Genomic DNA, 21860 nt, shown 5'->3' with positions numbered 1-21860 from the left:
TCGGCAGGTGTATGCAGGTTATAAACTCACTACTGACTACAAATTCCAAAATCCAACATCCGGGATCCCCCCTAGGGTGCGCAAAGTTAGGCCCGGCAGCCTTACCGCATCAGGTACATTTTTCCGTAACCCTTGTAGAAGTACTGCTCGGTAACATCCCCAATGGGCCTGAACTTGTCCAGTTTGCCGCCATTCTCCTGCGCAATTACCCGGTACAGGTACACACCATTGCCCAGCTTCTGACCGTACTGGTCGGTGCCATCCCATTTAAACTCCGTGATGTTGCGGCCGATACGCAGCGGCCCTAGTTCTTCCCGGCTTATTTCCCGCACCACCCTGCCGGTTGCCGTCAGAATTTGTATCCGCAGGTTCTGCGGCACTTCGGACCCCGTTAGGGTAAACACAAAAGCCGTGGACGTGGTAAAAGGGTTGGGATAATTGAGCATGTTGGAGATCATGGCCTTGCCAACAACCTGGAACTGCACCCGGTAAGCTGATGTACCCGATTGGTTGCCCCGCCGGTCCCTGCCTACCACCTGCAACTCGTAAGTACCGTCTGTTGCAAAGTGAGGCCGGAACACAACCGTTGCCACATTTTCTGTACCCCCACCTGCCGGAATGAATCGTAAAGTATCGCCATCAAAAGCATAACTCCGTTCAACGTTGGCGGCCAGGTTGCGCAACTTTACACCTACCAAAGCGGTATCGTTCAAAAGCAGTTGTTTGGATTCATCGGTAAGGCGGATCAGGATTTCGGGCTTGGCCGATACGATGTCGTTGTGCTGCACCCTTACCCCATCGAAGGTTACATCCACTAGTGGCGCCTGTTCGTCATCACGTACAAAAAATGGCCGGAACAAAAAATTATTGAACCGGTACTGCTCGGGCTGGGCCCCGGGCGGGTTTACCTCTACGTACAACTGGTTGGCACCCGCAAAAGCCTCGTTGTTGATGGGTGCAACCACCTGCAGGGTATCTCCACCGGGTAGCGGCCGCAATTGCTGCACCGGGATATCCTGCACTTTATTGTTGCGATCGGTTACCTGCAGTTTTACACGCAGGCTGTCGAAAGGCTGGGTGCCTACATTTTTGAAAGCCAGTTTCAGCACCAGCGGCTCGCCAACAGCCATGGTATCGGCCAGTTGAAAAAGCAGGTTGGGCGCTATGGCCCCTTCAGGAAGCGGCAGCCCCGAAAGCCGCAGCATGCTTAGCTGGCTGGGACTATACTTAACCGTATCGCTAAGCTGTACGCCAATGCGCAGGTTAGGGTAACGGGCTGCATCTACAAAAGAAAGATCGAGCCGCCTGGGATCAGTTTCGCCAAGGCGGGCGAGGGTATCTGTTTTGCCCAGATCCTCAACGCCTAGCAAGGATAGTCTTACCTGGCCTGTGATGGCGGTTTTGGCATCCCATACAAACTCCTGCCATTTAGTTGCCGGCCCCAACACAGGGCTCTGCAGGCTTCCCTCTGTGCCCGGTGTGGCACAGGGCGCCAAAAGGGTGATCTTATCCAGTATCCCCTGGCTCACCACCTGCCGGGTGCGGTAGGTAGGGTCGCCTTTGCGGTATATAAATATCCAGGCCCGTGGACGGGTAAAGGAATCAATCTGGGAAAAACCCCGGCGCTGCAACTCGTGGTAAATGCTGTTGCCCGATCCCCAAAAAGCCGTATCGGCCTGCCACTGCTGCACATAGGTGTTGGAATTAGCCGCCGTGCCCGAAGTATTGCGCACCACTACATAGTGGTTGTTAGGTATCAACTGCAAAAACTCCAGCAAACGCTTTCGGCCAGCAGTATCCATAATATTGTACTGGAAATTGTAGGCCCGGTCCTGCCCGCAAACGGTGGCACTACCATAGCGCCCTGGCTGCCCGGCATTGCCATTAAACCATGGCTTAAACGTAAGCGGGTCAAATACATTGACGATGATATTAGACACGCCGCACACGCTGCGGATCAGGCTGTTGTCGTTATTGATGGACACCACAAAATCTGCCGCCTGGTTGGCAGCTGATGGAAAAACCCCATTATTGACAAACAGTTCATTGGTTTTATCCGCAAAACGCCATACCCCGGCACTATCCAGCAACAAGCCTTTACGCTCCGATTGCAGATGCTGGTACACATGGCTTTGATTAAACCCTTCGTCACTGCCTGCCAGGTACACAAAAGAACGATTGCTCCACCTCATTGCCCCGCTTTCAGGTACCTGCGCCACCCGCCAGTAATACACGGTATTGTTTTGCAGGGCCACACCGGGCTTTACTTCCAGCAGGCCGCCCCTGCTGTTGATTTGCCGGCTCCATTTCCCGGGCGAGTTGAACAACTCCTTAGTATCCATTTCCACCACGTAATTGCGGGCCGCACTAAACGGATCGGCGGTGGAAACAGCAAGCGTCAGGTCGGGATTGTTTACAATACCAAAAGGCAGCGGGTACACGGGGCGGGCCTCGTCTTCGTATACCTGTATTTCTTTTGTTACCGTATTATTAGTTTCAAACAATTCGGCAACCGAATCACCATCATCAATAGTTACAGTAAGGCGGTTCAGGCCTTTGTCTTTTTGCCCGTCCACCCCAATTCGATAGTTGTAGGTTGCAGCCAGCACCGGTGCGGCAACACTATCCCTTACCAGTTCTTTTTCCGACCCATCGGGATATTGCCGCTTTACCGACAGCACAATGCTGCGGCTGATGGCTTTGCCGGTATTACGCACCTGCACCACCAACCGGAAGGCCGTATCGGCGATGGAAACAAACTGGGGTTCCACTTTCACCTGCGCATCGGTAAGCACAAAATCGGGTTGCGGGTAGGTATTAAGCCGGATGGCAGGATCGCCATGCAATATGGTGGCTTCTACATTGGTGCGTACCATAAAGTTTTCCTCCCCGGCAGCTACGGAGGACAGCGTGCTTGCAGCAGTGGCCTGCATCAGCTCGCCCATGGTTTTGCCATAAGCGTTGCGCGACATGTTTTCGTACAACTGCGTATTCCAGATCCGCAACACGCTCACCACCCCAAAATGGCTGGTAGCAATAAAGCCAATGATGCCTTTTTGCGGCGCCAGCACAAACTTTTCGCTGATTGCATCCCGCAGGGCAAACCGATTGGTATTAAATCCAAACATGCCACCGGCATTACAACCCAGCGCGGTAAACACGGGATACTTGCCCGTGTTGTTGTAGGCATCAGGATTGTCCAGGTTATAATCCAGTCCGGAGCTGGAGGAATGGCCAAAATAGGTAACATAAGAAATGCCCTCCCCAAACAATTGCTCCAGGGCTCTTTCGCTGATCTGCTCCGTATTGCTCCCTGTTTTTTTGGCAAAAGTGTGCACATCGGCGCCCCAAAGGGTATCGGAGGCTATGGCCTTACAGGTAGCCATATACTGCTCCAGGCTGGCCTGAAGGTTGGGGTCGCCCGAACCAATTATGTGTACCAGGTTTTTCTTCCAGGCCATATCGGCGGGGTCGGCACTTACCTTTGCCTGCGCCGCCTCGTATTCTATTACTTTTTGCAAATAGTCCATTACCTCCTGCCCACTCACCACCGAAAGCCTGCCAATAGAAAGCTTCGGCACGGCAGAACCGGGGTCTGCGGCATAAAGGATATCAGAGGCTGGGTTGCCAAAAGTAGGCACCAGGTTCAGCCGCAAGCTGGTGGCGTCGCCCTCACGGGCACGCTGTTCGGTGTACACCAGCCCTTTTCCCAGCAGCAGCACCTGTTGTGGCTTTTGGGAAAATACATTGCGGGCAAACCAAAGGAAATTGCGGATGGCCAGCGGAGTACGCTTGATGCCAAATCCAAACTGGTCGGTGAGTTCTTCAATATCATAAATACCGGCTGCATAGCCCCCACCCGCCACCGAACGGCGGTAGGCGGCATAGGCTTCCACGGCATTATTCCCACTGCCATCATTAAACAACAAAGCATTGGAAAGAATCAGGTAGTTGCTCTGGTTGGCGGGCTCGCGGTAGTTTGTAAAACGGCGGCTTTGCAAACCTGTAACTGCCGTGAGGTTGGCAGGTACCTGGCTGTACAACACCAGGCGGCCGGTTTGCGCCAGCGGCGGCAAAAGGAAGCGCACCTTACCAGCTACAGCCATATCGCCCACCAGCCGCAATCCATTCACCAGGTCGAGCAGCACGGGCGGCTGGCCGCCGGTGTTGAAATTGGTGATTTCCAAAAAACGGGCACTTGCCGATGCCGGCAAAGCAAATTCAAAATTGGCCGCATTGCCAAAATTGAACTGCCTTGGGTAGGTAATACTGTACTGGTAAATGGCCAGCCGGTCGGCAGCCGTGGCCGACAGGTTGGTAACCGTTACATTGTTGGTTGCCGTACTGATAACGGAAAGCGGCACCGGCACCGAGTCAGTAACGGCTTCAAAAAAATTGACCGCCCCGCCTGCAATCGAATCATTGTTGATCCGTACCCGGTAGCGGCGCTCGGCAGTTCGGTTGCCCGCTACCGTTATTTTGAAAAAAGCCTGTCCTACACCGGGCGCCACGAAGAGGTTGCCCAGGTTGATTGTATTGCTGGCATTTGGCCCCAGGAAAGCGGAGGAATACCCTTCGCCCAAATCGTAGGCAGCAGAATACAGGTACTGGTCGAGGTCGAGGGCGTAACCCGCGTTCTGCTGGTTGTTGAAAGCCTGCAGGTAGGTATAAGTAAATGATGTTTCAGCGGGAAGGATATTGCCGGCTACATTGTTTGCCGTAGCTGCCAGGCGCCTGTTTTGGCCTGCAGCATTCAAGGTTAAAAAATACACCGAAGTATCGGTATGCAGGCTAAACACATCACTCAGCAGGAACTCGGGTTTGCGGTACAGCGGCCTGTCGGGTTTGCCGTCATTGCGCTCGCCCCAAAACTCCACAAAGCCACCAACTGGCAGGGCTCCCGAAGCTACCGGCGTATACAGCGGCACTTCTACCCCGTTGCGCCACAGCTGCAATTGTTCCACCGGCGCCTCGCCAAGGCCTGCTGCCGCCAGTTCGGTCTTCGACACCCGGTGCAGGCCCGTTTTACCCACCTTGAGTTTATAATAGGTTTTGGAAAAATCAATCCATTCATTGTTGTACACCTGCGCCTGCAATGCCAGTTGCAGCAGGCAGGCACAACAAATCAACAGTAAGCGCATAAATATTAATTGAGCAATCGGGAATGTTTAGCTGGCTTTTTTTGCAAAAGCATAGTGCAACGAAAAGATGTGCGAGTACAGCGGGCTCGACTGGTTGGCCAGGCTGGAGAAGGCATAATCGATGGAGAAATTTTGGATGCGAAACCCTGCACCCACCGAAGGCTGGTAGATCCAAACCTTTTTTTGATTCACAAAATCATCGTCGGCCAATGCCTGTTGAAAGTTGTTGATGCCTCCACGCAGGTACACCACCTTATTGATATTAAGTTCCAGGCCCAGCTTCGGATCAAGGCTTAGGGTGTGGCCACGCAGCAGGGTATTTCGGGTACCGTCAAACATTAGGTCGGCATTGGCTTCTGCCAGCAGTTCCATTTTTCTACCCAATGGAAAAAGATGGGCAATGCCTGCCACCAGCCTTGGTGCGGTTTGCTCCGTTGATTTTACCGGGATATCATTTTGCGCCAGGTAGAGCGCTTCTTTTTCTTCCTCCGTAAACTGGAAGCGCCACATGTTCACTGTAGTGGTCAGGTCGCGAGCCACCAGCCCAAGCCGCCAGCGTTGGTGGGTGTATTGCAGGCCTGCATCCAACCCAAAACCCCATGCCTTGGCAAAGGAGCCCACCGTGCGGTGGATGACCTTGGTATTGAACCCAAACCGCAGGCTGTTGCCGTCCTCTTCCCAAAGGGTTTGCCCCATGGACACCAGGAAGGCATAGTCGGCGCTGGAAAAAGATCGGATATTATTGTAGTTGATTGTGCCGTCGGGCTCCACAAGGAATAAGGTATTGGGAATATCATCCACCCCAAAACGGAGCGCAGTCAGCGCCAGGGTGCGCTTGCCCGACGTGGTGGGCAGGGCCACGGCAGCAAAGTCGTAATTGCCTATTTGCCCGAAATATTCGGCATGCATCAGCGCTGCCTGCGGTGCCTCCTGTACGGCGGACAGCCCGGCGGGGTTCCAGTAAGCTGCGGTGGCGTCGCCAGCTGTTGCAGCCTGCGCACTGCCCATGGCAAGCCCGCGGGCACCGGCACCGATGTTGAGGAACTCGTTGGCGTACTTGCGCCATTGGGCAAAAACTGTGTTGCCCTGCAAAAGCAAATAGCAGGTGCATAACAACAGCTGCCACCGGCAGCCTGTTTTGAAGATCATTTTCAAAGCCTGGTACTTAGGGTTAGGGATTGGTTTCAAATTTATCCGGTTGCTTCCTTTTGCACCGTAGCATTTGCACTACAAAAGCAGGCGTCAGGTAGGGCCGCCTTTCTCCCTTACTTTTGCCGCTCAAATTGCTATTATGACCAACCTGATGGAAGAGCTGCGCTGGCGCGGCATGGTACAGGACGTGATGCCGGGTACCGAAGAACAATTGCAAAAAGAGATGACGTCCGCCTATATTGGTTTCGACCCTACTGCCGACTCGCTCCATATTGGCAACCTCGTTCCCATCATGCTGCTGGTGCACCTGCAGCGTGCGGGTCATAAACCTTATGCATTGGTTGGCGGCGCTACCGGCATGGTAGGCGACCCCAGCGGTAAGAGCGCTGAACGCAACCTGCTAAGCGAAGACATCCTGCAGCGCAACCAGGCAGGTGTTAAAAAGCAGTTGGAACGTTACCTCAACTTCGACGCGGCACTGCCCAACGCGGCCGTGATGGTGAACAACTACGACTGGTTTAAAAATATTTCCTTCCTCGACTTTATCCGCGACACCGGTAAGCACATCACTGTTAACTACATGATGAGCAAGGAGAGCGTGCGCAAACGTATTGAAGGCGATGCGGGTATTTCCTTTACCGAGTTTACCTACCAACTGATACAGGGTTACGATTTCTTCCACCTCTACCAGCAGCACAATATCAAATTGCAGATGGGCGGTTCCGACCAGTGGGGCAATATCACTACCGGCACCGAGCTGATCCGCCGCAAGGTGGGTGGCGAAGCCTTTGCCTTTACCTGTCCGCTCATCACCAAGGCCGACGGCGGTAAGTTTGGTAAAAGCGAAGCCGGCAACGTATGGCTGGATGCGGAGAAAACAACGCCCTACCAGTTCTACCAGTTTTGGCTCAACGCCACCGATGCCGATGCTGAAAAGTGGATCCGCATTTTTACCTTCCTTGACCGCGCTACCATCGATAGCCTGGTTGCCGAGCACCAGCAAGACCCAGGCAAGCGCCTGCTGCAAAAAACCCTTGCAAAAGAAGTAACCAGCTTTATCCACGGCGAAGCCGAATACAACAAGGCCATCGAAACAACCGAGAAGCTGTTTGCCCAGCAAAATGCACCTGCCGAATCACTGAGCAGGGAAGATTTGGAAAATATGGAGGGCCTGCAAAAGATTGATTTTGCCCGCACCCAGCTGGAAACAGGCGTGGATGTAATTTCCTTTCTTGCCGACACCAAAATCTTCCCCAGCAAAGGCGAAGCCCGCAAGATGGTACAGAACGGTGGCGTAAGCATCAACCGCAATAAAGTGGGCGACGCCAATATGCCGGTAAACACCGCGCTGTTGCTGCACAACGAGTACCTGCTGGTGCAGAAAGGCAAAAAAAACTACTACCTCGTAAAGGCCGTATAGGCTAAGGATCAGGGTGTTGTCAAAATTTTTTTTCAGAAAAAAGGAAAAAACTTTTTGCAGAATAAAAGTCGCCCGTATATTTGCACTCCCAATCGGGACAGCGGGTAACACCGAATAACGATTGAGTACGGATTGAGTTATGGTGTAACGGTAGCACTACAGATTTTGGTTCTGTCTGTCTAGGTTCGAATCCTAGTAACTCAACGAAAAAAGCCACTCTTCCGGGTGGCTTTTTTTATTAGATCTTCCATCTTTCGAAGAGATGGAAGATCTAGATACAGAATATTAAAAAAGGAGGCACTCGCCTCCTTTTTTAATATTCTGTATCGCTCAGGCAAACTGCAACCGTCATTCCGCCAGCAAGGCATCGATCGTTTCCCCAAATTCCTTCCGGAACTTTTCATAATGCACACCTGTACCCGGTCCGCTGAAACCGCTGTGTATTTTCCGAACCACGCCTTTTTTGTCAATGAAAATAGAGGTAGGAAAAGCCTTGATGCCTGCCAGTTGCGGCAGGGTCTTTTCACTGCGCTGCGGGTCGGACACGGTGGCACCTGTTACCAGGAAAGGATAGGTAACACCAAAGCGTTTGCGGAAACGTTCCAGCGCCACTTTTGAGCGTTCAAAATCGGTGGTGCGTTCATAAGCCAACCCGATCACCTCAAAGCCACGGTCCTTGTTCCTGTTATAGTACTCGCTCAAAAATCCTGTTTCATCCATACAGTTGGGGCACCAGGAACCCAGTATCTGCACCACCACGACTTTGTTCCGGTACCGGTCATCGTTGATCGATACCCACTTTCCATCGGTGCTCAAAAAGCGGAAGTTCAGTTTGGATTCGCCGTCGCGCATTTTTGTTTCCTCATAACCGCTGGGCAGCTCCACTTTTGGATCTTTCCGGCCCTGCCAGGGCGAAGCTTTTGCCGTGCCGTTGTAAAACCTGCCCTCGCTGATGGTGCTGTTGTTGGCAATGCGTGCGGCAAACTGGAAGGCATGGCCTCCGTCAAAACCGGAGAGCAGCAGGCTGTCGCCACTCACGATGCCTTCGAGGTACCGGTAATCGCCGGTGGGTGTGAGAAAGGTACCTGTGAGCAGGGAGCCCTTTTGTACAAACTCTCCAACTGCCTTTTCCGCATCAGCCGGGTCGGCACCAAAGCTTACATCCCAGCGGCCGGTGATATTGTATTTGGGTTTTGCTGCCGCAACAAATCTTTGTTTGGCGCCAAACAGGGCCGCGAAAGGCATCGTCTGCTCACGGTCGGCAAAGCGCTTGTTCCACACCCCCTGCAAATTGCCGTTGGGCTGGATGGCTGCCTTGAAATAAGAATCGAAGAAAGGCATCTGTATCCATACCGAATCGCCCTGGACGCGGATGCTATCCACCAGCAGGCGCTCACCCGCATTGGCCACATACAGCACCTTGGCGCCGGCACTGTCCTTTACCTGGAAATTGAACACCACATCGCGGCCATCGGGACGGGCCAGCAGTGCACGGTAAACACCGTTGCGCAGCGTTTTTTGCGCAGCAACTGTATTGCCGGAAGCAAGTAAAAGCAGGAATAAAAAAGTAGCAATTGAACGCATAGAAAGATTTAGGGTAAGGAAAATAGCAGGAGGAAATAGAAAGGCAAAAGGGTAACCGGTTGAGCAAATACCTATTTTAACTTTTGCCTTTTGACCTCACTTCCTCCACTTAAGCTAGCTGTGGCGCAATCACTGCTTCGGCAAAACGCTCCATCTCCTCAAGCTGCGGGCTGCACTGGAGCAAAAAGAAATCGACCCCTGCTTTTTCAAACTGGTAGATCTTTTCAGCGATCTGCTCGGGTGTGCCGGCCAGGCCGGTACGCAGGCCGCGGTTGGAAACGGAATAATCTTCCAGCGACACGCGCTTCTCCAACTGGGTACCGTTCAGCCATTGCTGGTAGTTGTTGTATCCAGCTGCAGATGCCTGCACATTGGTAATGCGTTCGATCTCTTTCTTCACCTCGGCTTCCGTATTCCGCACCACGGAGTAGGCCGCAACACCATAGGTCATGGGTGGCAGTCCAAGCTTTTCGCGGCGGGTCTTTACATCGGCAATGCGGGCGCCAATTACTGCAGGACTATCGCCATGCATCACATAGCCATCGCATACCTGGGCAATAAGGTTTTTGCCCGCTTCCGATTCGCCACCGGCATAAATGGGCGGCTTCACCAGGGGCTTGGGTTGGAGGATGGTATCCTGAACACTGTAGTACTTGCCTTCGAAGGAAAAGCCGTCTTCTTCCCACATGGAGGTAACGATCTTTACCCACTCGCTCATGCGGGCATAGCGGTCGTCGTGCTGCTCGTACTGGATGCCGTATTTCAGGGCTTCTTCTTTCCACCACGAGGACACCACGTTCAGCGAAAGCCTGCCGCCGCTGATGTTGGCGATATTGGCTGCCTGCTTGGCCAGGATGGCCGGGTTGTGAAAAGTGGGGCGCACCGCCACCATCAGTTCCAGTCTTTCGGTTACCGCAGCAAGGGCAGCGGCGGTAGACCATGCATCCAGCGATGGTGCGCTTTCGCCCTTGATATCATTCAGCATTAATTCAGCGATCAGGGTCAGGTCGAACCCGATCTGCTCGCTCCGCTGGGCCAGCTTTTTTACATAGCTCCAGCTGGTTTCCATCTGTTCGTCGTCCACGTTGCGCAGCCACCCGCCAAATACGGGCAGCCAGTATCCAAATCTCATGTGTTTGTTGTTAAGGGTTCTTGATCAGGGTTTCGATATAATCTACCAAGTTTACAAAGGGATCAAAGCCAATCACCTGCTCGGCATCGGCAATAAAGTTGGACAGGGCATTGATATCGTAGAACAGGATATCACCATTGCGGTCGTCCACGATGTATTCAATACCACCTACATTGATATTGGCTTCTTTTACAATTTGCTCTACGGCTTCGATCACGGCTGTGGGCGGTGTGAATGCTTCCACCTTCAGACCTTTTTTTACGGCTGTGGTCATACAAACCTCGCCGATGGCTTGCGGCGCTTCTTCCTGAGCCTGCGGCACCTGGCAGATCTCGGCAGGACAGAGGTTAAAGCTTTCACCGGTAGTAAACACTTTGATAGCATAGAGGAACTTGCCATTGAGGGTTTCCACACGGTTGATATGGCCGCCACGGGCAGGAATGAACTCCTGTACCAGGGCAGTTTCATCAATACCCAGGCTGATGCTGTCGCTCTCCACCGCTTCTTCCAGGCTTGCCAGGGTATTGAACCGGATGATGCCTGCCCCCGCTCCGCCGATATTGGGCTTGACGGCAATAGGAAACTGCAGTTCTTTCGCTGCATCCAAAATCTGCGAAGCATGGTTCACCACGATGCTCTTGGGAAATTTAAGACCAAGGCGCTGGAACAAGAGCAGCTGCAAAGCCTTGGAGGTTTCGATCTCCGTTGCTTTCGAGCCATTGATCACGGGAACGCCGTTCTGTTCGATGTAGGCAATAAATGCCTTGGAATAAAAGATGCCCTGCCCATGCCCACGGGTATAGGCCGAGGAGCTGATGCGGTTGAACACCAGGCTGTATTTGCGCTCTGTTTCCAGCGGGTTGAAACGGTGGAAACCGGCATGCAGCTTTTCGTAAGGGATACCCCGTTCATCAAGCCGGGCAAACAATTTCTTGAACCATTCGGGATGCTCGAAAAAAATTCCAACAGGTTGGGCCATTGTCATAAGGTTTTATAGAAGGCCTGAGGCCGGAGGCATGGTCAGTAAAATTTAGTCTACAAAAATAATAGACAAACACTTCCCAAAACCACCGGCACTTAAAATTCACATGGGTTTATTCTTCCGCTTCGGCAGCAATGGCCTGCCTGCCGCCGGAGATCAGGTTGGAGAAAAAGATGGCGTTCAGCAAGAGGCGGTTGGTACCCAGCCAGTAGTTGCGGTAGGTAGGGTCATCGGCAAAAAGCACCACCTTGCCCAGCCCTTCCGAAGCCGTCAGGATGGCTGCCGAATTATTTACCTTCCCGATGTTTTGGCGGGGTGCATAACCACTGATGAAGGCATTGCTGGTGTATTGGGCCACAGTGCCGTATTTGTTCTTGCTGGGCACCAGCAGTGTGCTGCCGTTTTTGTTGATGAACAGCTTGCGGCTGTTGATGCCAAAGGCAATGGGGTTGGTAGTATCCACATCGGTAAGGAAGATGGCGCCATTGATGCGCTTGGAGCCCTCCACGTCTTCCTGACGGATATAATCGAGGCGCTCGGCGGCATTGCTGCCTTTTGCGGCACCTGCCTCACTGGGCACCACACCCGCCGTGCGGTTGATGAGCGTAGAATCAACATATACCTGCTCGGAAGTGATGCCCTGCTTGCTGGCCCATGCCGATGCATTCTGGAAAGTAATCAGCGTACCGCCGTCGGCCACCCAGCCCTTGATCTTTTCCGTTACCGGTTTTTCCCAGCTGTTGTAGTTACCACCTACCAGGATGATGGTATTGTATTTTTTCAGCGAAGCCTGTCCAAAATTGCTCACGTCAATCTTCACTACCGGCAGTCCCAGGTGCTGGTTCAGCAGGAACCAAACCTGGCCCGCTTCCTCGTAATTCACGCCCTGTCCAAAGGCCAGTGCGATCTGCGGCTGGCGCAGGGCCTTGATATTATTGCTGCCCAGATCGATGCCTTCGGCACTAAAGCCACTGGCAGCAGAAGTGATGCGCACCTGGGCCGCTGCTGCGGTTTGCTGCAGGGCGCGGTACAGCGAGTCGGGCTGTATGGCTTGACCCGCTACAGGTATCACCAGGGTACCAAAACTAAAGGCCTGTTTGCCCTGCGGCGTATTGGCGGTAAAGGGCTTGAAGGAAGTTTTTACCAGTACACCCTTTTGCTGCAACAGGTAGAGCGCTTTCGATGCATTGTAATCCGACCAGTTGAGCAGGTAGGCATAGGCCGACTTGCCGCCATCTACCGAACCAGCCAGCTGGCGGGTGCTTTTTACCGCATCGCCCTTGGCAAAAGTAGGGCTGCCAATTTTCGCATACAGCAAACCGTAAGCATGGATCACCGACCAGCCGGTATTATCGTAATAGATGCTGTCGGTAAGTTTGATCTCTTCAAACAGGGAGTGCACGATCCGAAAATTGGGCTGCAAAGCGGGCACCACATAGGCCTTGCCCTTTTCAAAACGTTTGCCTTCGGCAGTTACGGCATCGTTCAGCTCATATACCTGTACGCGATGCTTCAGCAGCAGATCCAGGAAGTTCTGGGTCAGGCTTTCGTCGCGGCTGTCGCCAAACAGGTACCACTTGGTGCTGCCGGCCTTTGCCTGGTCGAGTGCAGATTGGAAAAAGGCTTTCTGCAGGCGGAACAAACCTTCCTTCTCTGCTACCGCCCCGCGGATGGTAGCCAGCCCGGTAGCCAGGTGGTTGCGGATGGAGAAGGGAAAAGTAAGCGTGCCATTGGAGGTTTCCTGCACCAGGCCCCTTGAGCTGGCCTGCTCAAACGTGGCCCCTACCCCGCCGTAAAATTTTGGATAGGTAGAGCCATAGATGGGCGACAGGTTATCATAGTTCTCCTTGGTAAAATACAGCGACCCGATATCGTCCAGCGCCTTGGCCTGGTACTTTGCCAGCACCGCGTTGAAGTCGTACACCGACTGCGGGATGATGGGGCTTTGGTGCCTTTTGGGTGTGGGTTCGAAATAATAGGTAGAGTTGGCACCCTGCTCGTGAAAATCGATCTGCACGTTGGGATACCACTTGTGGAAGAACTCGATGCGGCTGCGGCTCTCCGTTTGGGTAAGCGCCAGCCAGTCGCGGTTCAGGTTATTGAGGTAGTGGTTGGCTCTACCGCCTGGCCAAGCCTCTACGTGCTCCTTATCCAGCGGGTCGGCCACAGGCGGAGATGATTTATACGAGTTGTGCCAGTTGGCGGCACGGTCGCGGCCATCGGGGTTTTGCGAGGGGTCGATGAACACCACGGCTTCCTTCAGCCATTGCTGCGTTTCGGCGCTTTGGTTGGCAGCCAGGTAATAGGCCGTTAAAAGACCTGTTTCGCCGCTGGAGGTTTCATTGCCGTGTACACTGTAGCCCAGGTGCACCACCACGGGAGCCGTTGCCGGGATCACCGGCTTGGCGGGATCGGCAAGGGTGATGTGCTCCTGCCGGATGCTTTCCAGGCGGCTGTAGTTTTCAGGCAAAGTGATGGTGGCAATCAGCAGCGGGCGCTCCTCGTAGGTTTTGCCGATCACCTCTACATGTACCCGGTTGGAGGTTCGGGCCAGCTCTTTAAAATAGGCAACGATCTCGTCGTGCCGCGTATAATGCGAGCCGATGGGGTAACCCAGGAACTGCTCGGGGGTGGGCACTTTGGGATCAAAAGAGCCGCTGTTGGGAAAATAGTAGTCCTGCTGTGCCAGCAGCTGACTACCGGTTAGCAGCAATGCTGCCGCCAGTTGCAGGGTAGCTTGTATAAATCTTCTTGGTTTCATGGTTCAGTATGTGTTTGGGGAATTATTTATTTCTAGCTGTCATCAAGTCAAAAGGCAAAAGGAAAAAGTCAAAAACTTTCACCATTCCAGTCGCTTCCATTTTGACTTTTGCCTTTTGACTTTTTACTTCTTAGTATCCGGGATTCTGCGTCACATCCGGGTCGGACAAAACATCCTGGTAAGGAATGGGGAAAAGCCAGTAATCGGTATTGGTGAGGCCCAGTACGGCGCCTGCCCTGCCGGTGCGCACCAGGTCGAACCAGCGGTGTCCTTCAAAGGCAAACTCCACGCTGTTTTCTTCCTCGATGGCCAGCAGCAGGTTTTCTTTACCGGCTTCGGGCAGCAGCGGCACGCCTGCCCTTGCCCTTACCTTGTTGAGGTCGGCAACGGCACCAGCGAGGTCGTTTAGTTGTGCCCTGGCCTCAGCCCTGATTAGGTAGAGTTCGGCTATGCGTATCAGGTAGGCAGGATCGGTACTGGTGGCAAAAGTGTTGTACAAAGTGCCGTACACCGATGCGCCGCTGCCCGCCAACAGGGCATTGCGGGTGCCGCCAATATTGGGGTTGTTCAATTTTTCCACGATACCTGCTGAAGGCTTCAGTGTAAACTGCCCGCCCAACGAGCTGGGATACCAGAGGTTCCAGAAGCTGTTGCGGTCGTTTACGGAAAAAGTCAGTTCCAGTACCGACTCCGGCGAAAGGAAGGGCGCGGTAAAAAAGGTTTTGTACGGCAACACCAGGCTGAATTTCGGATTGTCGATCACCTGTGTGGCATAAGCGGCTGCGTCCGCCCATTGTTTGCGGTAGAGGTGCAGGCGGGCACGCAGGGCACGCACCGCGCTTTTCTGTACCCGGTTGCGGGTGGTGGCATCTTCGGGCACCAGTTGCTCCGCCCTGGTCAGGTCGGCCAGCACCTGGTCGTAGGTCTGTTCCAGCGTGCTGCGTTTTACGCCTTTGAGGCTTTCAAAATTTTCCGTTGGCTTCAGTTGTATCTGCACACCGCCCCAGCCCCTGCCCAGGTCGAAATAGCTGAGGGCACGGATGAAATATGCTTCACCCAGAATCTTGTCTTTCTCTGCTTGCGTCAGCAGGGGATCCTGCACACCTGGCACAGCAGCAATGATGCTGTTGGCCGAATTGATGGCGCGGTAAATACCCTGGTAGGCCGCTACGGTGGTTACATTATCGGCAGGAATGGCGTTCTGGTCCAGCTGCAGGTACTGGCTCAGGGTGCCGTTGAACACCACGTTGTCGGCGGTGATGGTGCCCAGGGTTGGGTAGTTGGCAGCGTAATAGTTCTGCACCGCATCGTATGCCCCGTTGATGGCAGCACGCGAGGTGCCGGCATCGATGATGGCATTGCCGGTAGGCAGGGCATTATTGGGCGTTTCGGTCAGGTATTTTTTGCAGGAGCTTAACGAAAGGGCCAGCAAAGCAAGGCTATAGAAAAGGGTATGTTTCATGATCGGTTATGTGTTGGCGTTAGAAACTGATATTGATACCGGCCTGGATGGTTTTAGGCTGGGGTACGGTGGCCCAGTCGTAGCCGGCGGTGTTCTGGTTGCTGCTCTGCGAGCTCACCTCGGGGTCCAGCCCGTTGTAGTTGGTAAAGGTGAGCAGGTTGGTGGCCTGTACATAAACCCTTGCCGAGCTGAACCGGGCTTTCTGCACCACACCTGTGGGCAGGTTGTATCCCAGCGAGATCGTTTTCAGCCGCAGGAACGAACCGTCGCGCAGGTACCTTGAGCTCAGGTTGGCCACATTGCCGCCATAGTTGTTGGCAGGGCCGCCATTAACCGAAGGGTTGAGGCTTGAGGTGGTGAGCCTGGGGATATCCGTTACATCGCCGGGCTTTTGCCAGCGCTCCAACTGGCGGGGCACAAAACCGATATTGGCCTGGGTGCCGCCATGCACCAGGAAGAAATCATTCATGTTCATGATCTTGTTGCCCTGCTGGAAGTACCAGAAGAAGTTGAAGTCAAAACCCTTGTAGGAAAGGTTGTTGGTGAGCCCGCCGGTGTAGTTGGGCAGGGCATTGCCCACGATCTGCCGGTCGGCGGAAGTGATACCGCCATCCTTGTTTACGTCTTCATACACTGCATTGCCGGTTTGTGCATCCACGTACAGCTGGCGGTACAGCTGGAAGGAGTTCACGGGGTAGCCCTGTTTCAGGATGGAAATATTGCGGCCCGAAGCACCCTGCGCGATATCCGACGCAAGCTTCTCAATGCGGTTGCGGTTCCAGGAAATATTGAAATCCGTCGTCCAGCGGAAATCTTTGGTTTCCACGTTCACCGTATTGATGGCCAGCTCCGTTCCCTTGTTGCGCACGGCGCCATAGTTCTGGAGGTAGGATGCAAAACCGGATCGGTTTGGCACCGGCACGTTCAGCAGGAGGTCGTAGGTGTATTTGTCGTAAAAATCCAGCACCACGTTCAGCCGGTTCTTCAGCACGGCAAACTCCACCCCCACATCCACCTGGCGGGTGCTCTCCCAGGTAAGGTTGGGATTGGCCAGTTGCGAAGGCGCAGTGCCGGGCTGCTCGAGGTAGTTGGCGCCGGAGGCCCAAAGGCCTTGTGCAGCATAGGATCCAATGCCGTTCTGGTTGCCCGACAGGCCCGCACTGGCACGGAACTTCAGTTCATCAAACAGGTTGAGGTTTTGGATAAAGGGCTCCTGGCTGGCACGCCAGGTTACGCCACCCGAAGGGAAATAGCCCCACTGGTTGTTGACGCCAAACTTGGAGGAAGCATCGGCGCGGAGGCTGCCATCAAACGTATACTTATTGTCGAAGGTGTAGCTGGCCTTTCCAAAGAAGGATACCAGCTTCGATTCTGCCCTAGACGATGAACCGGACCGGGTGGCCGCTACCGAAACAGCCGTGAGGTCGTTGGAAGCAAAACCGAAACCGGTAGCTGTGGTGTTTTGCGACAACACCGTGTTCAGTGTATTACCCACCAGTGCATTGATGTTGTGCTTGCGGCCCTTGCCAAACGACTTGATATAAGTCAGCACCTGCTCGTTGGTAAGCACCAGGTTCTTGGTTTCGTACGAAGCTGCCGAACCATTGGTGGCAATACCTGCACTGATGAGGGTATTGTTGTAGTTGTTCTCGTACTCGCTGGTATTGTCGATGCTCCAACTGCTTTTCAGTTTCAGCCCGGGTAAAAAGGTATACTCTGCGTACAGGTTGCCGATGGTGCGCCAGCCCACGGCATCGTTGTTCAGGTTTTCGATCAGGGCCAGGTGATTGTCGAAACTGCCGTAGCGGGCATAGGTACCATTCGGGTTAAAAATAGGCAGGTAAGACCTTGGGAAGAGTGCCGAGTTGATCACGCCCTGCGGGTTGTTGTCGCTGCCACTAAGATTGCGCTGTGTACGGGCCAGGTTGATACTGGTGCCCACCTTCAACTGGCGGGTGAGATAGTTGTCGTAGTTGAGGCGCGCCGACAACCGTTCAAACTGCGATGGTCTTACCACCGACTCTTGTTTGAAATAACCGAGGCCCACATAGTAGGTACTGTTTTCGGTACCACCCTGCGCCGATAGCTCGTAGTTGCTGGTGCGGGCCGTGCGGAACAGGCCACTGAAGCGGTCGTAGGTAGGCAGGGTATCGGGGTTGGGAAAAGGCAGTACCACGCTTCCGGGCGGCAGGCCATTATCAATGGCGGTGTTGATCCTTGACTCGTTGGTGAGCAGGGCCGTTTGGGGGCCCGTGGTTACCTTGAACTTGTTGATGGGTTGCGACCAGCCCTGGTAGGTATTAAAACTGATCTTGGCCTTTGCATTCAGCCGGCCCCGTTTGGTGGTAATGATCACCACGCCGTTGGCACCCAGCGAACCATAGATGGCCGTTGCATTGGCATCTTTCAGCACCTGTATGCTTTCGATATCAGCGGGGTTGATATCGGCAATGGGATTGGATTGCTGTTGGTTACCCAGGCCGGTTTGAATGGGATCCGTGTTGGAGATAAATACGCCATCCACGATATACAGGGGATCTACCGAAGCATTAATGGAGTTGTTGCCGCGGATGCGGAAGGTAACACCCCCACCGGGTACACCCGAGTTGGCAATCACCTGCACGCCGGTGGCCTTGCCCTGGAGCAGTTGGTTTACACCCGCAGCTGGTATATCCTTGAGCGCATTGCCACTCACCGACACAATGGAGCCAGAAATGAACTTGCGGTTCTGGGTGCTATAACCCGTTACAATAACATCACCCAACTGGCCGCTGTTTGATTGCAGCGATACTTCCACCTGCGCGGTTGTGGCTCTTAATTGAATGGGCTGGTAACCTACATAACTGATGTCGTAGGTCACCGGAAGGCGCTGGCCCGTTTGAAAAAAGAATTGCCCATCAGCATTGGTAACCACCTGGTGAGTGGTGCCCCTGATATGAACGGTGGCACCGGCAAGTGGCTGCTTGGTTGCAGCATCGGTCACCTTGCCCGACAAGCCTACATTCTGTTGCGCAACAGCAAAGACCTGCAACAGCAACAACAAAGAAAAAAGCAGCAGTCTACTTGATAAATGATACATGATCTTGGTTTTGTATGCAGCCGGTGGACGGTAAGGACACAGGTTGTCCGCCCCGGCATTTTTCCAGTGAATTCAGTTAAACAAACTGCGCATAAGCATCCTGTTTAGTACCGCGTTGCCGGGTACTACAGGACATTACCGTAAGGGCGTAATGCCGGTACAGCTTATCAGCAGTTTTTAATTAAAGGGGTTGAGAAAATCAGCAACAGCAGCGCATGACACGCAGGGTCATTAAAGAAGTGCTCGCCATAGCGGTTGATGTGTAAAGGGTGTTCATTTGGTTTGTTTTTGAAGGTTTGCCTGCTGCCGGCGATTAACAGCAAGTGGGCAACTAATTAGTCTACAAACTTTGTAGACAAATTAACTACAGGCATTTTGATACACCAAATAATTCTTGCAAGTGAGCTAAAATATTTTTGGGTATCGCAAAGAACACGAAGGGTACGCAAAGAGCACAAAGAATAACCTTTGCGTTGCTCTGCGCCACCTTGGCGCACTTTGCGATACTTATTGATGGTCCTGCAAAAAAGCCCACATCAATAAGCACAATTTTTATCCTTTAAAAAAAAATGCCCATTGTAGAAACAAAGGGCGCAAAAACCAACAGTTGCTCATTATCTGGCAGTCACGGATGGACTCGAACCATCGTTGAAGGCTTTGCCGGCCTCTGCCTCGCCACTCGGCCACGTGACAAGAATTTTATCCATACAGGGCATTGCAATACCAGCGTTGCATCGACTGGTATTTTGCCAGCACCAGGGAGAGTAACAGGATGATGATATAAGCTGCCATTACATGAGGCAGGTAAGTGTAAAAGAGCAGGCCTGCCAGTACCAGCCGCAAATAATCGAGGTGAAATACCCATTGTCTTTGCTCGAGCATGGCACCTGAATTCACTACGGTGAGCAGCATCAGCAAAGCCAGCGCTCCTACCTGGAAAGGTGCCAGGTTTTCACGGAACCAAATGGTACAAAACAGCAGTACCAGTGTGGCAACTGTTTGCACCAGCACAAAACGCAACAGGGTTGGGCTATGCACCTGTAGTTCTTTTCTGCGCAACAATTTCTTTTCCAGCAGTAACCGGATGCGTGGATCAATGTCATCCGGTTTGCCAAACAACACGCGGAGCTTTGCTTTCCAGCCTGCTGCCCTGCGCCAGCTGATGACCAGTTCAAGGATAAAATGAAAATGTTGCCACAGGAAACTATAGCTGTTCAGCGGTGTGGTGAGCCCATACCTGGGTTCCGATTTTTCCAAAGCAAAAGTGCCGAACAGCTTATCCCAGATGATCAGCATATCGCCATAGTTCTTGTCCAGGTATTCGGGATTGCTGCTGTGGTGCACGCGGTGGTGCGAGGGCGTGACGATGATGTATTCCAGCCAGCCCAGTTTGCCTATTACCTGTGTATGAGTGAAGAAAGGATAGGCGCCATGCACCAGGAGCAATACCGCGATCATATGCGCCGGGAAACCCACCAGCGGCAGCACCGACCAGAACAGTGCACGGGCTACGGCCTGGAGTATGGTAATCCGGGTAGATACTGTATAATTAAAATCTTCGCTCTGGTGGTGTACCACATGTACGCTCCAGAAAATATTGATGCGGTGGCCTGCACGATGGTACCAGTACCATACAAAATCAGTAGCCAGGAACAACAGTATCCAGGTCCATACATTGGCTTCAATATGCCATACAGCAAAGTGCCGGTGCAGGTAGTCGAACAAAAAATAAAACGAACCTGTAGTGAGCATATCCGTTACCCTTTCGGCAATGCCCACATTAAGGTTGGCAATGGACTCGGCATACTGGTGTGTTTGCTTTTTTTGCCTACGGGCAGCAGCATATTCCAATAAAATGAAAAATAAAAACAAGGGAATGGCCAGTGCCAATAACCGTTCGTTCATATGCAATACAATAGGGTGTATAAAGGTTTGGTGCAGGCACTTGCCTCCACGCTTGACGCCACGGACGGAATCGAACCGTCGTTACAGGTTCAGCATACCCAGCCTTGCCACTCGGCCACGTGGCTATATGAATAGCATTAGTGCTTCCGCAGGAATAACAGCAGGTCGTACACGGCAAGAAACAGGTGTGCCCACCAGCTGTGATTGCGGTAAATAAAAAGGGTTGGTGATTTCATGGTGCGGGTGTTTGATCCAAACGGACATAGCTCTCCCTGCAGCAACATAGCGTTGTACTGTTGCGGTAAACAATAGCTACGCAACAAAAAGGAATGCTGTCCTGGTTAAAATGATTATGCTCTTGAATGGAGAATAAGGCTGGCAAACGGTTGGACCCATTGCACACGCATCGCCTGCTGCATTGGCAGCATGATAAATTTTGCGTTCATGTAAATTCTTTTGTGGTTAAAGGTGATCCTGCCGGCGATTAACAGGATTAGTCTACTAATTATGTAGACAAATATAGAAGTATTTACATTCCGGCAATTTTATGTGATAAATTTTTTTGGTGTTTTCAAAACTGCACCCAACGCTACCATACGCCGCAAAAAAGTGGCGCAAGAAGCGAAACCCAGCTCAAGGTTTAACAAAGTGCAGAGACGGTTTACGCCTAGTTTCGCCGCACTTGTTATGAAGACGACCATACTGATTGAACTCCTTACTGTTGCTTCCCTTGCCAGTTTCGAAATCTATGCGGCTATTCCTGCCGGGTTTGCATTCGGACTTTCCCCCTGGTTGGTATTTCTGTCCAGCCTTGTTGGTGGACTAGCCGGTGTTTTTGCTGTTGCTTTTTTGGGCGACCGCATCAGGCGCTTTTTTGGTAAAAACAAAAAAGAAAACACCAAACCCAAAACTGGCCTGGTGTACCGCATCTGGGAAAAGTATGGCATTATTGGCCTGGGCTTTTTGGGAACAGTAACAGTTGGCGCACCGGCAAGTCTCGCTGTGGGATTGGGCTTTAAAGCACCCTTACAAAAGCTGGTGCTGTGGTGCTGTTTGGGTGTACTTACCCGTTGTGTTGTATTTACCCTTGTAGGATATTACGGGTTCCAGTTGTTTTGAGCATAGCGGCGCTGTGGCTGGGTGCAACAGGTACCTGTCAAGTGCGGATGCTACTGGCCATTTTTTGCGTACCAGCCAAGAATTACAACTATTACGATACTGCCTTTGCTTATCCTTTAACCA

At 52.8% G+C, this 21860-nt stretch carries 11 protein-coding genes and 2 tRNA genes; 3 read left to right on the top strand and 10 right to left on the bottom strand.

Translation table 11 applies throughout. The annotated features are described in order from the left end of the window. Nucleotides 1–101: 101 nt before the first annotated feature. Together porU2 and BUE76_RS09810 are read right to left on the bottom strand one after the other, a co-directional pair. The gene (porU2, locus tag BUE76_RS09815; protein ID WP_073042211.1) at nt 102–5141 is read right to left on the bottom strand and encodes a putative type IX secretion system sortase PorU2; all 5040 of its coding nucleotides are present in this window, start codon (nt 5139–5141) and stop codon (nt 102–104) included. A 27-nt stretch (nt 5142–5168) separates the two neighbouring features. After that, complete coding sequence (locus BUE76_RS09810; RefSeq protein WP_245798334.1) at nt 5169–6329, bottom strand: putative type IX sorting system protein PorV2; 1161 nt, start codon at nt 6327–6329, stop codon at nt 5169–5171. Nucleotides 6330–6432: 103 nt separating this feature from the next. Between BUE76_RS09810 and tyrS the strand changes: the two genes are divergently transcribed. Together tyrS and BUE76_RS09800 are read left to right on the top strand one after the other, a co-directional pair. Beyond that, nucleotides 6433–7713 (top strand): tyrosine--tRNA ligase, encoded by a 1281-nt coding sequence (gene tyrS, locus BUE76_RS09805; RefSeq protein ID WP_073042213.1) that lies wholly within the window; start codon nt 6433–6435, stop codon nt 7711–7713. A gap of 133 nt (nt 7714–7846) precedes the next feature. After that, a tRNA-Gln gene (locus BUE76_RS09800) sits at nt 7847–7917 on the top strand. Between the two features lie 144 nt (nt 7918–8061). Here the strand turns inward: BUE76_RS09800 and BUE76_RS09795 are convergent. The 8 genes from BUE76_RS09795 to BUE76_RS09755 all read right to left on the bottom strand — a co-directional run bounded on the left by BUE76_RS09795 (nt 8062) and on the right by BUE76_RS09755 (nt 20743). After that, entirely contained in the window at nt 8062–9297 is a 1236-nt protein-coding gene (locus BUE76_RS09795) for a peroxiredoxin family protein (protein ID WP_073042215.1), read from the bottom strand. A 109-nt stretch (nt 9298–9406) separates the two neighbouring features. Then, nucleotides 9407–10429: an LLM class flavin-dependent oxidoreductase gene (locus BUE76_RS09790; protein ID WP_073042217.1), complete on the bottom strand. Its 1023-nt coding sequence runs from the start codon at nt 10427–10429 to the stop codon at nt 9407–9409. 10 nt (nt 10430–10439) lie between these two features. Beyond that, nucleotides 10440–11408 carry an ATP-grasp domain-containing protein gene (locus tag BUE76_RS09785; protein ID WP_083596459.1) on the bottom strand — a complete coding sequence of 323 codons (969 nt, stop codon included), beginning with the start codon at nt 11406–11408 and terminating at the stop codon, nt 10440–10442. Nucleotides 11409–11523: 115 nt separating this feature from the next. Then, nucleotides 11524–14172 carry a M14 family zinc carboxypeptidase gene (locus BUE76_RS09780; RefSeq protein WP_073042220.1) on the bottom strand — a complete coding sequence of 883 codons (2649 nt, stop codon included), beginning with the start codon at nt 14170–14172 and terminating at the stop codon, nt 11524–11526. 130 nt (nt 14173–14302) lie between these two features. Then, nucleotides 14303–15634, bottom strand: a complete 1332-nt coding sequence (locus BUE76_RS09775; protein WP_073042222.1) for a RagB/SusD family nutrient uptake outer membrane protein — start codon at nt 15632–15634, stop codon at nt 14303–14305. Nucleotides 15635–15653: 19 nt separating this feature from the next. Further along, a complete protein-coding gene (locus BUE76_RS09770) occupies nt 15654–18713 on the bottom strand; it encodes a SusC/RagA family TonB-linked outer membrane protein (protein WP_073042224.1) in 3060 nt (1019 codons plus the stop codon). Nucleotides 18714–19412: 699 nt separating this feature from the next. Beyond that, entirely contained in the window at nt 19413–20618 is a 1206-nt protein-coding gene (locus tag BUE76_RS09760; protein WP_073042226.1) for a sterol desaturase family protein, read from the bottom strand. Between the two features lie 55 nt (nt 20619–20673). Next, nucleotides 20674–20743 (bottom strand) — tRNA-Ser (locus BUE76_RS09755). A 562-nt stretch (nt 20744–21305) separates the two neighbouring features. Between BUE76_RS09755 and BUE76_RS09750 the strand changes: the two genes are divergently transcribed. Continuing rightward, nucleotides 21306–21737, top strand: coding sequence for a small multi-drug export protein (locus BUE76_RS09750; protein WP_143157275.1), 432 nt, complete (start codon nt 21306–21308; stop codon nt 21735–21737). Nucleotides 21738–21860 lie beyond the last annotated feature (123 nt).

Source organism: Cnuella takakiae (assembly GCF_001953305.1).
Taxonomy (GTDB): Bacteria; Bacteroidota; Bacteroidia; order Chitinophagales; family Chitinophagaceae; genus Flavisolibacter; species Flavisolibacter takakiae.
This window is presented reverse-complemented; position numbering and strand designations above follow the sequence as displayed.

Coding starts and splice junctions, on each gene's coding strand:
- porU2 (WP_073042211.1), bottom strand. CDS start 5,141: ATGCGCTTACTGTTGATTTGTTGTGCCTGCCTGCTGCAACTGGCATTG.
- BUE76_RS09770 (WP_073042224.1), bottom strand. CDS start 18,713: ATGTATCATTTATCAAGTAGACTGCTGCTTTTTTCTTTGTTGTTGCTG.
- BUE76_RS09780 (WP_073042220.1), bottom strand. CDS start 14,172: ATGAAACCAAGAAGATTTATACAAGCTACCCTGCAACTGGCGGCAGCA.
- tyrS (WP_073042213.1), top strand. CDS start 6,433: ATGACCAACCTGATGGAAGAGCTGCGCTGGCGCGGCATGGTACAGGAC.
- BUE76_RS09760 (WP_073042226.1), bottom strand. CDS start 20,618: ATGAACGAACGGTTATTGGCACTGGCCATTCCCTTGTTTTTATTTTTC.
- BUE76_RS09775 (WP_073042222.1), bottom strand. CDS start 15,634: ATGAAACATACCCTTTTCTATAGCCTTGCTTTGCTGGCCCTTTCGTTA.
- BUE76_RS09750 (WP_143157275.1), top strand. CDS start 21,306: ATGAAGACGACCATACTGATTGAACTCCTTACTGTTGCTTCCCTTGCC.
- BUE76_RS09785 (WP_083596459.1), bottom strand. CDS start 11,408: ATGGCCCAACCTGTTGGAATTTTTTTCGAGCATCCCGAATGGTTCAAG.
- BUE76_RS09795 (WP_073042215.1), bottom strand. CDS start 9,297: ATGCGTTCAATTGCTACTTTTTTATTCCTGCTTTTACTTGCTTCCGGC.
- BUE76_RS09790 (WP_073042217.1), bottom strand. CDS start 10,429: ATGAGATTTGGATACTGGCTGCCCGTATTTGGCGGGTGGCTGCGCAAC.